Annotated in this window: 15 protein-coding genes; 10 read left to right on the top strand and 5 right to left on the bottom strand. The window is 77.2% G+C overall.

Going from position 1 to position 14,666, the window contains the following annotated elements; translation table 11 throughout:
* The first annotated feature begins 7 nt into the window (after positions 1-7).
* The 5 genes from PGB27_RS02960 (at position 8) to PGB27_RS02940 (ending at position 5,612) form a co-directional block, all read left to right on the top strand.
* Positions 8-1,024, top strand: coding sequence for a methyltransferase (locus PGB27_RS02960; RefSeq protein ID WP_274198837.1), 1,017 nt, complete (start codon positions 8-10; stop codon positions 1,022-1,024).
* Positions 1,025-1,107: 83 nt separating this feature from the next.
* Positions 1,108-1,578 carry a LapA family protein gene (locus PGB27_RS02955; protein WP_274198836.1) on the top strand — a complete coding sequence of 157 codons (471 nt, stop codon included), beginning with the start codon at positions 1,108-1,110 and terminating at the stop codon, positions 1,576-1,578.
* Positions 1,575-2,654 carry a cysteine--tRNA ligase gene (locus PGB27_RS02950; protein ID WP_274198835.1) on the top strand — a complete coding sequence of 360 codons (1,080 nt, stop codon included), beginning with the start codon at positions 1,575-1,577 and terminating at the stop codon, positions 2,652-2,654. Before PGB27_RS02955 ends, PGB27_RS02950 begins: the two co-directional genes overlap by 4 nt.
* Positions 2,655-2,952: 298 nt before the next feature.
* The gene (locus PGB27_RS02945; RefSeq protein WP_274198834.1) at positions 2,953-3,729 is read left to right on the top strand and encodes a hypothetical protein; all 777 of its coding nucleotides are present in this window, start codon (positions 2,953-2,955) and stop codon (positions 3,727-3,729) included.
* A gap of 131 nt (positions 3,730-3,860) precedes the next feature.
* Positions 3,861-5,612 carry a proline--tRNA ligase gene (locus tag PGB27_RS02940; RefSeq protein ID WP_274198833.1) on the top strand — a complete coding sequence of 584 codons (1,752 nt, stop codon included), beginning with the start codon at positions 3,861-3,863 and terminating at the stop codon, positions 5,610-5,612.
* A 58-nt stretch (positions 5,613-5,670) separates the two neighbouring features.
* On the opposite strand, the gene PGB27_RS02935 is transcribed toward PGB27_RS02940, so the two are convergent.
* Complete coding sequence (locus PGB27_RS02935) at positions 5,671-6,966, bottom strand: MFS transporter (RefSeq protein WP_274198832.1); 1,296 nt, start codon at positions 6,964-6,966, stop codon at positions 5,671-5,673.
* Positions 6,963-7,613, bottom strand: coding sequence for an HAD-IA family hydrolase (locus PGB27_RS02930; protein ID WP_274198831.1), 651 nt, complete (start codon positions 7,611-7,613; stop codon positions 6,963-6,965). The genes PGB27_RS02935 and PGB27_RS02930 overlap by 4 nt, the downstream gene beginning before the upstream one ends.
* A 62-nt stretch (positions 7,614-7,675) precedes the next feature.
* Between PGB27_RS02930 and PGB27_RS02925 the strand changes: the two genes are divergently transcribed.
* On the top strand, positions 7,676-8,863 hold the full coding sequence (locus tag PGB27_RS02925) for an ROK family transcriptional regulator (RefSeq protein ID WP_274198830.1): 1,188 nt from the start codon (positions 7,676-7,678) through the stop codon (positions 8,861-8,863).
* Positions 8,864-8,919: 56 nt separating this feature from the next.
* On the opposite strand, the gene PGB27_RS02920 is transcribed toward PGB27_RS02925, so the two are convergent.
* Positions 8,920-9,330, bottom strand: a complete 411-nt coding sequence (locus PGB27_RS02920) for a secondary thiamine-phosphate synthase enzyme YjbQ (RefSeq protein WP_274198829.1) — start codon at positions 9,328-9,330, stop codon at positions 8,920-8,922.
* 79 nt (positions 9,331-9,409) lie between these two features.
* Between PGB27_RS02920 and PGB27_RS02915 the strand changes: the two genes are divergently transcribed.
* Positions 9,410-10,192 carry an SDR family NAD(P)-dependent oxidoreductase gene (locus tag PGB27_RS02915; RefSeq protein WP_274198828.1) on the top strand — a complete coding sequence of 261 codons (783 nt, stop codon included), beginning with the start codon at positions 9,410-9,412 and terminating at the stop codon, positions 10,190-10,192.
* An 81-nt stretch (positions 10,193-10,273) separates the two neighbouring features.
* Positions 10,274-11,668 carry a hypothetical protein gene (locus PGB27_RS02910; RefSeq protein WP_274198827.1) on the top strand — a complete coding sequence of 465 codons (1,395 nt, stop codon included), beginning with the start codon at positions 10,274-10,276 and terminating at the stop codon, positions 11,666-11,668.
* On the opposite strand, the gene PGB27_RS02905 is transcribed toward PGB27_RS02910, so the two are convergent.
* Positions 11,669-12,166: a ferritin-like domain-containing protein gene (locus PGB27_RS02905; RefSeq protein ID WP_274198826.1), complete on the bottom strand. Its 498-nt coding sequence runs from the start codon at positions 12,164-12,166 to the stop codon at positions 11,669-11,671.
* The gene (locus PGB27_RS02900; RefSeq protein ID WP_274198825.1) at positions 12,163-12,660 is read right to left on the bottom strand and encodes a hypothetical protein; all 498 of its coding nucleotides are present in this window, start codon (positions 12,658-12,660) and stop codon (positions 12,163-12,165) included. The genes PGB27_RS02905 and PGB27_RS02900 overlap by 4 nt, the downstream gene beginning before the upstream one ends.
* A 237-nt stretch (positions 12,661-12,897) precedes the next feature.
* Here PGB27_RS02900 and rimP point away from each other — a divergent pair, with 237 nt between their 5' ends.
* On the top strand, positions 12,898-13,608 hold the full coding sequence (rimP, locus tag PGB27_RS02895) for a ribosome maturation factor RimP (RefSeq protein ID WP_274198824.1): 711 nt from the start codon (positions 12,898-12,900) through the stop codon (positions 13,606-13,608).
* Complete coding sequence (gene nusA, locus PGB27_RS02890) at positions 13,605-14,666, top strand: transcription termination factor NusA (protein ID WP_274198823.1); 1,062 nt, start codon at positions 13,605-13,607, stop codon at positions 14,664-14,666. Before rimP ends, nusA begins: the two co-directional genes overlap by 4 nt.

Here is a 14,666-nt window from a genome sequence, read left to right as displayed (position 1 = left end):
GGACGCCATGACCGACCAGCTCACGCCGGAGTACCACGCGCTGCTCGCCATCGTGCGGGGCTACGAGCGCTCGCGCGCCGTCACCGTCGCCGCCGAGCTCGGCGTCGCCGACCTCCTGCGCGACGGGCCCCGGGACGTCGCCGGGCTGGCGGCGGCGACCGGGAGCCACGCCCCGACGCTCTACCGCCTGCTGCGCGCGCTCGCCGCGATCGGGGTGTTCGCCGAGGACGACGACGGCCACTTCACCCTGACGCCGATGGGCGAGTACCTCCGCCGCGACCACCCGCTCTCGGTCGACCCCGCCGCCCGGATGTTCGGGGCCGACTACGAGTGGCGGGCCTGGGGCGACCTCCTGCACAGCGTGCGGACCGGCGAGACCGCGGCGCACCACGCCCTCGGCGTCGACGTCTGGGAGTACCGGCGTCGGCACCCCGAGCACGGCGAGATCTTCGACGCGACGATGCGGACGTTCTCCCGCGCCGACTCCGCCCGCCTGGTCGCGGCCCACGACTTCGGCCGCTACGGGTGCGTCGCCGACGTCGGCGGCGGCACGGGCGCGGTCCTCGCCGCGGTGCTCGCCGCGCACCCCGCCGTGCGGGGCGTGCTCGCCGACCAGGAGCACGTCGTGGCCGGCGCCCCGGCGGTGCTGCGCGAGGCCGGGGTCTCGGACCGGGTGACGATCGCGACCGCCGACTTCTTCCACCGCGTGCCCCGGGGCGCCGACGCCTACCTGCTCGTGCGGATCCTCCACGACTGGCCCGACGACGACGCGGTCCGCATCCTGCGCACCGTGCGCGCCGCGCTCGGGCCGCACGGGCGGGTCCTCGTCGTCGACGCGGTGGTCGGGCCGCCCGGCGAGGACCCGCTGACGAAGTTCCTCGACCTCGTGATGCTGGTGTCCGCCGGCGGCCGGGAGCGCACCGGGCCCGAGTGGCAGGACCTCTTCGCCCGGGCGGGGCTGGGGCTGCTCGGGACGACCCCGGTGAGCCCCACCCGTCACCTCCTCGAGGCCGTGGCGGTCTGACGGCGGCGCCGGCCCGGTGCCGTCGGCGTGGCGTCGGCCCCCGTGATCCACACCGAGGCCGCGGACGCGCGAAGATGACGGGTATGAGCGAAGAGCCCCGGTACGGCGCGCCGTCGCCCGCCGACGGGCCGACCACGCCGGGCACGGGCGCGGTCTCGCGGGCGGAGCTCGCCGGCGACCGCGGACCGGCGACGGGACCCTCGTCCGGGCCCCCGTCGCGGCCGCGGTCGGAGCCGCCGGCGGAGTACCCGACGATCCCCGACGGCGCGGCCGCCGCCCGCCCGCGCGCCCGGGTCTCGCCGGGGCGCACCCGCATCGGGGGCGCCTGGATCGGGCTGATCCTCGGCGCCGTCGTGCTCGTGTTCCTGCTGGTCTTCATCCTCCAGAACCTCGAACCGGCCCGCGTCGTGTTCCTCGGGCTGGAGGCCACCCTGCCGCTCGGCATCTGGCTGCTGTTCGCCGCGATTGCCGGGGTGCTGCTGCTCGCCATCCCGGGCCTCGGGCGGATGGTCCAGTGGCGCCGCGCGGCCAAGCGCACCGGGAGGACCCGTTGACCCCCTCGCTCCGCCTCGCCGGCGCACCGCTGCCGCTGGTCGGGCGCGCCCGCGCGTACATCTGCGGCATCACGCCGTACGACACGACCCACCTCGGCCACGCCGCGACCTTCGTCTGGGCCGACGTCGCCGCGCGCGTGCTGCGCCGCACCGGCATCGAGGTCGTGAGCTGCCGCAACGTCACCGACGTCGACGACGTCCTCGACGCCGCCGCCGAGCGGGCCGGGGCGCGGTTCGACAGCTTCGCGGCGGTCGGGCAGTTCCGCTTCGACCACGACATGGCCGCCCTGGGCGTCCGTCCACCGACGCACGAGCCCCGCGCGCACAACCACGTCGACGGCGTCGTCGCGCTCGCGGCCGCGCTGCTGGAGCGCGGCGCGGCGTACGAGCGGGACGGGGCGGTGCTGTTCCGGGCGTCCGGGCTGCCGTCGGTGGAGCACACCGGCGACGACACCTCGAGCGAGGCGCCCTGGCCCGACGCCGACGACCCGGACGACGCACTGGTCTGGCGCCCGGCCCAGCCCGGCGAGGCCGCCTGGCCGAGCCCGTGGGGCGACGGGCGGCCGGGATGGCACGCGGAGTGCGCCGCGATGGCCCTGACCGTCCTCGGCCCCGCCGTCGACCTGCACGTCGGCGGCGCCGACCTGCGCCACCCCCACCACACCACTCAGGCCGCCATGGCCGAGGCCCTCACCGGTGTCGCGCCCTTCGCCCGGGCGCGCCTGCACGTGGGGACGGTGCGGGTCGACGGCGAGAAGATGGCCAAGTCGGCGGGGAACCTGCTGCTGGTCGGCGAGCTCCTGGAGACCCACCCCGCGGCGGCCGTACGCCTGCTGCTGCTCGACCGGCCCTGGGCGCAGCCCTGGGACGTCACCCCCGGCGCGCTGGACGCCGCCGCGGCCCGGCTGGAGCGGCTCTACGGTGCCGCGGCCCGGCACGACGGGAGCGACACCGCGCCGGGTGCGGTGCTCGAGCGGCTGCTCGACGACCTCGACGTCCCCGGCGCCCTCGACCTCGCCGAGACCGAGGGCGGCGGCGCGGCCCGGACGACGCTGGCGGTGCTGGGGCTGGCCTGAGCCGGGCGGGTCTCCTCACGGGGATGCGTCGGTTCCCGAAGCGTCTCGGGGCCCGGATCTGGTCCGAGAGTCGGCCATCGGTGCCGGTCGCCGCCGGGTGACGGGGAGGACAGATCTCCGCGTGTCCTGGCGCGGCTCGCCGCATCCGGCCGAGCGTCCGCCTACCGTGATCGGGCGCGCCGTGTGCGGCCTCGTGCCCCGGCGACGGAGGGGAGGTGGGGTCGTGGCGGTGGGCACCCGGTGGTGGCGGCGGACCGAGGCCGAGATCGACGCCGACGTGTGGGGCGGTCCCGACGAGGTGACCCTCGCGCCCGAGCCGCGCGAGTCACCCGACCACGCCGCCGCCCTCGCCCGCGAGCAGGCCGAGCGCGAGCAGGCCGAGCGCGAGGCCCGGGAGCAGGCCGAGCGCGAGGCCCGCGCGCAGGCCGAACGCGAAGCCCGGGAACAGGCCGAACGCGAAGCCCGCGAGCAGGCCGAACGCGAAGCCCGCGCGCAGGCCGAACGCGAAGCCCGCGCGCAGGCCGAACGCGAGGCCCGCGAGCAGGCCGAACGCGAAGCCCGGGAACAGGCCGAACGCGAGGCCCGCGAGCAGGCCAAACGCGAAGCCCGCGCGCAGGCCGAACGCGAAGCGCGCGAGCAGGCCGAACGCGAGGCCCGGGAGCAGGCCGAGCGCCGCGCCCGCGAGGAAGCGCAGCGCCGCGCCCGCGAGGAAGCGCAGCGCCGGGCGCGGGAGGAGGCCGAGCGCCGGGCCCGCGCGTACGCCGAGCGTCGGCTGCGGGAACAGGTCGAGCGCCGGGCCCGCGAGCAGGCGGAACGGGAGGCCCGGGAGCAGGCGGCGCGCGAGGAGCGGGTGTCGACGCTGCCCGGGGAGCCGGTGACGCCGAACCTGCCCCGGGACGCGGCGAGCCGGGAGGCCGCGGCCCGGGCGGCCGCGCGCGCCGACCGGAAGCGCCGTCGCCGCCGCGTGCTCCTGATCTTCCTGGTCGCCGCGCTGGCCGTCGCCGCGGTGTGGATCATCCCGTGGCTGGTGGGTATGGCGATCGACATGGTCACGGCCCTGGTCGGCGGGACGTAGCTCAGCCCCAGGTCGTCGAGCGCCGCGCGAGGTCGTGGAGCCCGTCCACCTCGCCGGATCAGTCGGGCGACGGCGCGGGACGGTGCAGGACTGCGCGCAACCCCCTTCCGGGGCGTCGTTACGCTCGGAACATGGCACGAGGGGTCACGCGGATGTCCGGTCTGTTCCTGCGCACGCTGCGCGAGGACCCGGCCGACGCCGAGGTGATCAGCCACAAGCTCCTGGTCCGCGCGGGCTACGTCCGCCGGGTCGCGCCGGGCATCTACTCGTGGCTGCCGCTGGGCATGAAGGTGCTGCGCCGCGTCGAGGCCGTCATCCGCGAGGAGATGGACGCGATCGGCGGCCAGGAGGTGCACTTCCCGGCGCTGCTGCCCCGCGAGCCCTACGAGGCCACGGGCCGCTGGACGGAGTACGGCGACACCCTCTTCCGGCTCAAGGACCGCAAGAAGGCGGACTACCTGCTCGGGCCCACGCACGAGGAGCTGTTCACCCTCATGGTCAAGGGGGAGACCAGCTCCTACCGCGACTTCCCGATCACGCTCTACCAGGTCCAGACGAAGTACCGCGACGAGGAGCGCCCGCGCGCGGGCATCCTGCGCGGCCGCGAGTTCACGATGAAGGACTCGTACTCGTTCGACCTGTCCGACGAGGGCCTCGCCGAGTCGTACGCCCGGCACCGCGAGGCCTACCAGCGGATCTTCGCTCGCCTCGGGCTCGAGGTGCAGATCGTCTCGGCGATGTCGGGCGCGATGGGCGGCTCGGCGTCGGAGGAGTTCCTGGCCCCCTGCGAGGCGGGCGAGGACACCTACGTGCGCTGCCCCGCGACCGGCTTCGCCGCCAACGTCGAGGCCGTGACGACGCCCGCGCCGCCGGAGCAGTCGATCGCGGACAAGCCCGAGGCGGTCGTGTACGACACCCCGGACACGCCGACCATCGAGACGCTCGTGGCGCACGTCAACGGGCTGGGGCTGGGCCGCGAGTTCACCGCCGCCGACACCCTGAAGAACGTCATGGTCAAGACGCGGCTCCCCGGGGCGGCGGAGTGGACGCTGCTCGGGGTGGGCGTGCCCGGCGACCGCGAGGTCGACATGAAGCGCCTCGAGGCCGCGGTGGCGCCCGCCGAGGTGGCCCTGCTCGAGGACGCCGACTTCGCCGCGCACCCGTTCCTCACCAAGGGCTACATCGGCCCGGTCGGGCTCGCCAAGAACGGCGTCCGCTACCTCGTCGACCCGCGGATCGTCACCGGCACGGCCTGGGTCACGGGGGCCGACGAGCACGGCCGGCACGTCGTCGACCTCGTCGCCGGCCGCGACTTCACCCCCGACGGGACGATCGAGGCCGCCGAGGTCCGCGCGGGTGACCCCTCGCCCGACGGCGGCGGCTCCCTGGTCGCGGCGCGCGGCATCGAGATGGGCCACATCTTCCAGCTCGGCCGCAAGTACGCCGAGGCGCTCGGGCTCACGGCGCTCGGCGCCGACGGCAAGCCCGTGACGGTGACGATGGGCTCCTACGGCGTCGGGGTCACGCGCGCGGTCGCGGCGATCACCGAGCAGCACGCGGACGCCAAGGGCCTGGTGTGGCCGGCCGAGGTCGCGCCGTACGCCGTGCACGTCGTCATCGCGGGCAAGGACCCGGCCCAGGCCGAGGCGGCCGACCGGATCGCGACCGGGCTGGCCGACGCCGGCCTCGAGGTCCTGCTCGACGACCGCAAGGCCTCGCCCGGGGTGAAGTTCGCCGACGCCGAGCTGCTCGGGATGCCGACGACCCTCACCGTGGGGCGGGGGCTGGCGAACGGCGTCGTCGAGGTCACCGACCGTGCGAGCGGCGAGCGCCGCGAGGTGCCCGTCGACGACGTCGTCGCGGAGCTCGCCCGCACGGCCTGAGCGCGATCAGCCGACCAGGCCCCGCGTCCCTCGGCGGCGAGGGGGAGGAACCGGGGGACTACCGACGCGCCGTGCGGCGCTCCAGCCCGACCGACACCGCGAGCACGACGAGCCCGATCAGCGGCAGCACGGCGCCGACGGCGGCCGGGGCGTCGTACCCGAGGCCCGCCGCCAGCACGAGCCCGCCGATCGCGGCGCCGACGGCGTTGGCGACGTTGAACGCCGAGTGGAAGCTCGCGGCGGCCAGCGACGGACCCTCGGCGGCGAAGTCGATGAGCCGGCCCATGAGCGCCGGTCCCGCCGACATCCCGACGAACCCGAGGGCGAACAGGCCCGCGGTCGCGGCGACCGGGTCGTGCGCGGCGAACACGAACCCCACCAGCACCGCCGAGTAGACGACGAGCGCGATCGCGATCGTCGCCCGCGGGGCCCGCTCGGCGAAGCGCCCACCGGCGACGTTCCCGACGGTCATGCCGACGCCGAGCGCGCCGAGCATGAGCGGGACTATCGTCGCCGAGACCTGCGCCTGGTTGGTGAGGATCGGGTTGATGTAGCTGTACACCGCGAACAGCCCGCCGAAGCCGGCGGCGATGACCCCCAGGGTGAGCCAGACCTGCGGACGGGTCAGGGCGGTGAGCTCGCCCTTGATGCTCCCGCCGCCCGCGTCGCGCGGGTTCGGCACGAGCGTGGCGACCGCGAGCACCGTGATCAGCGCGATCGCCGTGACCGCGACGTAGGCGCTGCGCCAGCCCAGGGTCTCACCGAGCCAGGTCGCCGCGGGGACGCCGATGATGTTGGCGATCGTCAGCCCGAGCATCACCGTGGCGAGCGCACGGGCTCGCCGCTCCGGGGGCACGAGCGCGGCACCGAGGACGGCGGCGGTGCCGAAGTAGGCGCCGTGGGGCAGGCCCGCGAGGAAGCGCAGGCCGACGAACGGCACGAACGACGGCGCGATCGCCGAGAGCGCGTTCGCCACGACGAGGAACACGGCCAGCGCGAGGACGAGCCGCTTGCGGGGCCACGTCGCGCCGAGCAGGGCGATCAGCGGGGCGCCGACGACGACGCCGAGGGCGTAGGCGCTGATGGCGGCGCCGGCGGTCGGGACCGAGACGCCGAGGTCGGCGGCGAAGCCGGGCAGCACGCCCATGCTCGCGAACTCGGTGGTGCCGATGGCGAGGCCGCCGAGGGACAGGGCGGCGAGGCTCACGCCCGCGGGGACGCGCGAGGACCGGGCCGGGGCCTGCTGCGGGGCCTGCTGGGGGGCCTGCTGGGGGGCCTGCTGGGGGGCCTGCTGCGGGGCCGGCGACGCCGCGGGGGCGGTCTCCGGCGCCTCGGTCGAGGTCGGCGGGGTCATGCGGTCACCTCCTGGGCGAGCAGGGCCGGGATGTCGTGCAGGGACGCGACGGCGAGGTCGGCGGGCTGGCCGCGCAGGCCGGCGACCAGCGCGCCCGAGGCGCGACCGGCGGCGACGCCGACAGCGGAGTCCTCGACCACGAGGCAGTCGGTGATGTCGACGCCCAGGAAGTCGGCCGCGCGCAGGTAGCCCTCGGGGTCGGGCTTGCCGCGCGCGACCATGTCGCGCGGGACCAGCACGGGGTACTCGAGGCCGGCGGCCTCGAGCCGGGCCCGGGCGAGCCGGGTGTCGGCGCTCGTGACGACCGCCCAGGGCGTCATCGTCTCCTCGAGGTGCGCGACGAGCTCGGGTGCGCCCGGCGCGGCGACGACGTCGGCGAGGTCGACGTACTCGTGCTCCAGGTGGTCCCGGGTCGCGGCGGCGACCAGCGCCTCGTCGAGGTCCGGGCGCACGCGGCGCACGGTGGCCTCGGCGGGGTGCCCGGTCATGACGGCGAGGACGGCGGCGGGGTCGGCGCCCCACCGCCGCGCCCACCTGCGCCATGAGCGCTCGACGGCGGCGTCGGAGTCGACGAGGGTGCCGTCCATGTCCAGCAGCACGGCGGAGAACCGGCCGGAGACGGGGCGGGCGGTCACCTCGGCGGGCATCAGCACGGATGGTCCTCCCGGGACGGGTTGAATAAACTCGCTTCCCGAGCATAATCGCGGCCATGAGCGCGTCAACGGAGACGGGACGTGAGCCCGGTCGCGCCCGCGTCGACCGCTGGCGCACCAGTGCCGAGGTCCTCGCCGAGGTCCGGCGCACCCCGGGACTGACCCGCGTCGAGCTCGCCCGCCGCCTCGCGCTGTCGAGCGCGTCGGTCACCGAGACGGTCACGCGGCTGCGCGGCACGGGCTGGCTCTGCGAGCACCGCGCGCCCGTGCAGGGCCGCGGAAGGCCCACGACGTCGCTCGACCCCGCACCCGACGGCCCGCGGGTGGTCGCGGTGGACCTGCGGCACGAGGACTGGCGGGTGGGCCTGGCCGGGCTCGACGGCGAGGTCACCGGCGTCGTCGGCGCCCGCCACGACCGCGACCCCGCCCGCGTCACCACCGCGCTGCGCGACGCCGTGGCGACGGTCGCCGGTGGGCACCGTGCCGTCGCCGTCGGGCTCGCCGCGCCGGCGCCGGTCTCCGCGGACGGCCTCGTGCGTGCCACCGAGCTCGCGTGGGAGGCGGTCGACCTGGGCTCGGTCACGGCGTGCCTCGGGCCGGGTCCGGTCCCGCTGCGAGTCGGCAACGACGCGACGCTGGCCGGCGTGGCCGAGGCGCGCACGGGAGCGGCGGCGGGGGCGGCGACCGCGGTGTACCTCACCGTCGAGGTGGGCCTCGGCGGGACGCTCCTGCTCGACGGCCTCCCGCACCTCGGGGCGCACGGCGCGGCCGGGGAGTACGGGCACCTGCCCTTCGGCGACCCGGCGCAGCGCTGCGCGTGCGGGGCCACCGGCTGCTGGGGCCCGGAGGTCGACGGACGCGGCCTGGCCCGCCGGCTCGGCGACCCCGTGCCCGACGACCCGCGCTCCTACGCCGGCGACGTCCTCGCGCGGGCCGCGGGCGGCGACGCGGCGGCGGCCGACGCGGTCGGCGTGGCCGCGGCGGCCCTCGCGCGGGGGATCGCCGGCGTCGTCCACGTCCACGACCCGGACGTCGTCGTGCTCGGTGGGCTCGCCCGCGGCCTGCGCGCCGCGCCGGGCTTCGACGACGCCTACGTCGGCGCGCTCATGGCCTTCCGCCGCGACCACCCGGTGCCCGTGCTCGACGCGGTGCACGGCGACGCCGGCGCCCTGCACGGGGCCGCGGCGCTGGCGCTCGACCACGCCACCAGCCCCGAGGGGCTCGCGGAGCGCAGCGGCGAGTGATCGAAGTACCGATACGGACGTTGAGTGTCAGCGACGGCACTTCGCTGATACGGCGGTCAGCCCGCGAGCAGGCTCAGGCGGACCTTGCGCGCGGGGTTGTCGCCGTTGGTGTCGACGAGGCACACCGACTGCCAGGTGCCCAGGGCCATCGTCCCGCCGAGCACCGGCACCGACATCGACGGCGCGACGAGCGCGGGCAGGACGTGGTCGCGGCCGTGGCCCGGCGAGCCGTGGCGGTGCGACCAGCGGTCGTCGGCGGGCAGCAGCTCGCGCAGCTGGGCGAGCAGGTCCTGGTCGCTGCCCGCGCCCGTCTCGATGATTGCCACGCCGGCCGTCGCGTGCGGCACGAACACGTGCAGCAGGCCGTCGTCGGAGCCCGCGCCCTCGAGGAAGCGGCGGCACTCCCCGGTGATGTCACGGACGGTCTCCCGCTCGCCGGTGCGGACCTCGATCTCGTCGCTGTACACGCCGCCCGAGGGTAGGCGTCGGGCGCTGCGCCGGACGGTCCAGAATGCCGCCGTGCACCCGGACTCCGGACAGGGACGTGTGGCCGTCGCGGTCGTGACCGGCGCGGGCCGCGGGATCGGCGCCGGCCTCGCCGCCGCGCTCTCGGCCCGCGGCCACCACCTCGTCGTCACCGACGTCGACGCCGACGCCGCGCAGGCCACCGCCGAGGCCCTCGACGGCCCCGCGACCGCGATGCCCCTCGACGTGCGCGACCCGTCGGCGCACCGCGCGGTCGCGCTGGCCGCCGCGGACCTGGGTGACGTCACCGTCTGGGTGAACAACGCCGGGGTGCTCACGACGGCGCCGGCCTGGGAGGCGTCCGACGAGGAGGTCGCCTCGACCTTCGAGATCAACACCATCGGGCTGGTCCACGGCTGCCGCGCGGCGGTGGCGGTCATGCGGCGCGGCGACGTGCTGAACGTCGTCTCGCTCTCCGGTCTCGGCCCGACGCCCGGGTTCGCGACCTACGGCGCCAGCAAGGCCGCCGCGCTGAGCTACTCGCAGGCGCTGGACATCGAGCTCGCGGCGGCGCGCCGCCCGGTGCGGGTGCGGGCGCTGTGCCCCGACGTGGTGGACACCTCGCTGGTCAGCAGCGTCGCCCACCGGCCCAGCGCGGCCCTGCTGTTCACCGGCACGCGACTGCTGTCGATCGACGAGGTCGTCGACGCCGGGATGGGGATGCTCGGGTCCCGGCGGGCGATGCGTACCGTCCCGGGCTGGCGCGCGGCCCTGCAGCGCACCTCGGCGGCGCTGCCGGGGGTGGCCCGGGTCGCCGTGCCGTTCGTCGCGCGGCTGGGCGAACGGCGCCGGTTGTCCCGCTGAGTCCGGCGGGGGTCGTGATCGGATCGTGACCCTCTCGGCTACGTTGAGCGCGGTCCATGTCCCCCGAACGTGGAGGATCGGATGCTGGTCCTGGCCCCCGATCCCCGCCTCGGTATCGCTCCGGAGCGGGTGGCGCGGGCGCGCGCCCTGCTCGAGGAGGCGGAGCGGGCGGCGCCGGTGCCCGGTGTCGCCGTGGCGCTGCCGGGCGGACCCGACGGCCCCCTCGACGCCCTCGTGGTGCGCCCCGACGGCGTCCTCGGCCTCGCCCCACTGCCGGCGGCCGAGCGCGAGGTCGCCCGCGAGTCCGTGGCCGCGGGCGGGGGACGCGGCCCCGACACCCCACCGACCGGCCTCGCCCGCACCGGGGGGCCGACCGCCGCCCAGGTCGCCGACGAGCTCGACCGCCTGCTCGGCCTCACCGACCCGCCCTGCGGCGCGCCGCGCCGGATCCTCCCGACCGTCGGCGAGGAGGAGGAGAGCGGCGTCGCCGCCAGCCGCGCGGCCCTGACCGCGCCCGTCGGCTCCTTCCGCGTCCTCGACGTCGACGACCTGCGCCGCCTGCTCGTCGCCTTCCGGCTCGGCGACCACGTCCCCGACACCGACCGTCTCGCCGAGGCCGGCTTCCTCGCCCCCGAGACCCCCGTCCTGCACGCCGGCGCGGCGCCCGAGACGACGCCCGTGCCGGCCCAGTCGGTGCCCGATGCGGGCGCCTCCGACCCCTCGGGCCCCGACCGGCGCCCCTCGCTCCCGCGCACCGGGCGGCTGCCGGTCGACGGCCTCTCCGACCCGCCCCCGCCCACCCCGGCGTCGGCCCCGAGCTCCTCCGGCCCGCCGGTGGGAGGCGGGATCGGCAGCCTCGCGCGCGCCGGTCGGGCCGCCCGCGCGGCCCGCGCCCGCTCCGGGCGCGGGCTCCCCGACTGGGTCTGGGGCTGGCGCGGGTTGACCGTCGCCGCGGTCGCGGCGTTCCTCGTCGCCCTGGGCCTCGCGGTCCTCGTCGGGAGCGCGGCGACCGGCGACGACCCGTCGACCGACCCCGCCGCCACCCGCGTCGTCGACGGCGTCACCTTCACCCGCCAGGTCGCGACCACCGACGTCTCCTGCGAGGGCCACGCCTACGGCCAGGCGGCCAACTTCCTGCGCGAGCGCGGGTGCCTGCACCTCGACCGGTCCCTGTGGTCCGGGTTCGCCGAGGGCCAGCACGTGGTCGTGGCCGTCGCCACCGTGCAGATGCCCGACACGACCACCGCCACCGCGTTCCGCTCGCTGGTGGACAGCAACGGCACCGGCAACATCTCCGACCTCCTGCGCGAGCAGCGCGGCTACCCGGGCGCCCCGGCCGCGCTGTCGGGCCAGGGGTACGCGTCGGCGCAGCTCGGCGACCGCGTCGTGGTGTCCGAGGCCGACGGCATCGACCCCGACTTCACCGACGGCGAGGCCCTCGACCGCATCTCCCGCTCGGGCCTGGCCCTGCGCTGATCAGGTCGCCGTGCCGTCCCCGGGGAAGGCCGGCACGAGCGGGGTCCGGCCGGCGAGGCCGCGCCAGGTGACCGACGTCGTCGCCGCGGCGGTCAGCGCGTCCAGGGCGAGCCCGCGCAGCTCGCCGCCGGTGTCGGGCTCCGTGCGCTCGGCGACCGCCCGCCACGCGGCGGCGACGTCGTCCTCGGCGACGGCGGCGAGCGCGGCGGCCGAGGCCGCGTCGGTGACCGGGGACGGCGGGCGGTAGGCCGCGGCACCCGGGGGCGGGGTGACGCCGGTGCGCGCGAGGAGGGCGACGACGGCGTCGCGGCGCTCCCGGTGGGCGAGCGCGGCGGCCGTCACCGTCGACGCCGTGCTCGCGGGCACGAACGCCGACACGAGCCCGTAGACCCACACCGCGGCGTGCTCGGTGCCCAGGGCGGCGAGGACGGCGCCCTGGAGGTCGTCGTCGAGGGACGGGGCGGGGGAGGGCGTGGGCGTGGGTGTAGGCGTGGTCACGCGAGCACCACCCCGAGGCCGGCGCAGCTCGCCGCGACCGAGGCGAGCAGGCCGCAGCGGTACGACGCCGTGGTGAGCGCGACCGTCCCGGCGGCCTGCCGGGCGGACTCCAGCGAGCCCCGCAGCGCGCGCACGGCGGCGGCGGCGCTCGCCGGCGCGGGCACCGTCGGGGGCGGGGCGTCGACGGCGGGCGCACGGTCCGGGCGGGCGCGCCGGATCTCGGCGGCGAGGGCGTCGGCGTGCGCGCGGCGGGCGTCGGCGAGCGGGGCCATGCGGGCGGCGAGCTCGGGGAACGCGGCGGCCGCGGCGCTCGCGGCCGCGGCGTCCGAACGGGCGGCGGTGAGCGGGCCCTCGAGCTCGTCGGGGCCCTCGGGGGACGCGCAGCCCGCGGCGCCGAGGCCGGCGACGCCCGTCAGCGCGACCAGCAGGCCCGCGCCCTGCAGCACGGTGCGCCGTGACGGGCCGGGGCGGGCTTCCTCGTCGACGGCGACCACGGCCGGCCAGTCTGCCAGCCGGTCGCCCCGCCGGTCGGGACGACACCGCGGGCGTCCCGACCGGCGGGGCCCCCCGGGGCCCCGGCGGCGCGGCGGGGACCCGCGCGGCCGAGCGCTAGGCTGGACCACTGCGCGCCGGCATCCCGGCCCGCTCGCCCGATCCCGTCCGCCCGCGCCCGGTGTCGCCGTCTCCGGCGACCGCGCCGCCCGCGGCGGACCCGCCCGTGAGGAGCCCCGTTGTCCCGTGGGACGTCCCCCGCACCCGCCGGTGGGGGCGGTGGTGGAGGCCGTGCCGGTGGCGGTGCCGCCGCCGGTGCCGCCGCCGGTGCTGCCGCCGCCGAGCGCCTGCGCCCGGCCGTCGTCGAGGTCGTCGAGGCCGCCGGCTTCGTGCTCGACGACCTCGAGGTGCGCCCGGCCGGGCGGCGCCAGGTGGTGCGCGTCGTGGTGGACACCGCCGACGTCCCCGGCCCGCACGACCCGCCCGCGCCGGGCCCGGGCCTCGACGCCGTCGCCGGCGTGAGCCGCGAGCTCTCGCGGCTGTTCGACGAGATGGACCAGGGCGGCGACGAGGGAACCCCGCCGGGCGAGTACACGCTCGAGGTGACGACGCCGGGCACCGACCGCCCGCTCACCCGCCCGCACCACTGGCGACGGGCGTGGCTGCGCAAGGTCGCGATCACGCGGACCGACGGCGGCACGCTCAGCGCGCGGGTCGGCCCGGTCGGCGCGGCGGGGGAGGGGACCGACGGCGGGTCGGACGGCGCGACGGTGACCCTGGCGGAGGGCACCCCGAAGGGCCCGGTGCTGCACGAGCTGCCGCTGGCGGAGGTGCGCCGGGCCGTGGTCGAGGTCGAGTTCAAGCCGGCACCGCCCGCCGAGGTCGAGGCCCTCGTCGACGCCGCGACCGCGGCGAGCGACGCGCAGGACGGACAGGAGGAACGGTCGTGAAGGTCGACATCGCCGCGCTGCGCGCCATCGAGCGGGACAAGGAGATCCCGTTCGAGACCGTGCTCTCCGCGATCGAGACCGCCCTGCTCACCGCCTACAAGCAGAACGGCGGCGAGAACCCGAAGGCGCGCGTCGAGGTCGACCGCAAGAGCGGCACCGTCGCCGTCCTCGTGCCCGAGACCGACGAGGACGGCGAGGTCGTCGGGGAATACGACGACACTCCCGAGGGTTTCGGTCGTATCGCCGCGTCGACGGCGCGCCAGATCGTGGTGCAGCGCCTCCGCGACGCGGAGCACGAGCGGACCTACGGCGAGTTCTCCGCCAAGGAGGGCGAGGTCGTCGCCGGCGTCGTCCAGCGCGACGCCCGGGCCAACGCCCGCGGCGTGGTCGTCGTCGAGATCGGCTCGATCGAGGGCGTGCTGCCGGCCGCCGAGCAGGTGCCGGGCGAGCGCTACGAGCACGGTGCCCGCATCCGCTGCTACGTGGTCGGGGTGAACCGCGGCCCGCGCGGCGTGCAGGTCACGCTTTCGCGGACGCACCCGAACCTCGTGCGCAAGCTGTTCGCCTTCGAGGTCCCGGAGATCGCCGCCGGCCACGTCGAGATCGTCTCGGTGGCCCGGGAGGCGGGGCACCGGACCAAGATCGCGGTGCGGTCGAAGGTCCAGGGCCTCGGGGCCAAGGGCGCCTGCATCGGTCCCATGGGGGCCCGGGTGCGCGGCGTCATGAGCGAGCTCAACGGTGAGAAGATCGACATCATCGACTGGGCCGACGACCCCGCCGAGTACGTGGGCAACGCGCTCTCGCCGTCGAAGGTGGTCTCGGTGACCGTCGTCGACCCGAAGGCCCGCACGGCCCGGGTGGTGGTGCCGGACTTCCAGCTCTCGCTGGCCATCGGCAAGGAGGGGCAGAACGCCCGCCTGGCCGCACGGCTCACGGGGTGGCGCATCGACATCCGCTCGGACGCCGAGGTGATCCCGGAGGAGACCGGCGAGGACCCCCCTGGCGTCGGGGTGCACGGTGGCGGGGTCGAGCAGCCGTCGAGCGGCGCGGTAGAGTAG

Source organism: Actinomycetospora lemnae (assembly GCF_028737315.1).
Classification (GTDB): domain Bacteria; phylum Actinomycetota; class Actinomycetes; order Mycobacteriales; family Pseudonocardiaceae; genus Actinomycetospora; species Actinomycetospora lemnae.
This window is presented reverse-complemented; position numbering and strand designations above follow the sequence as displayed.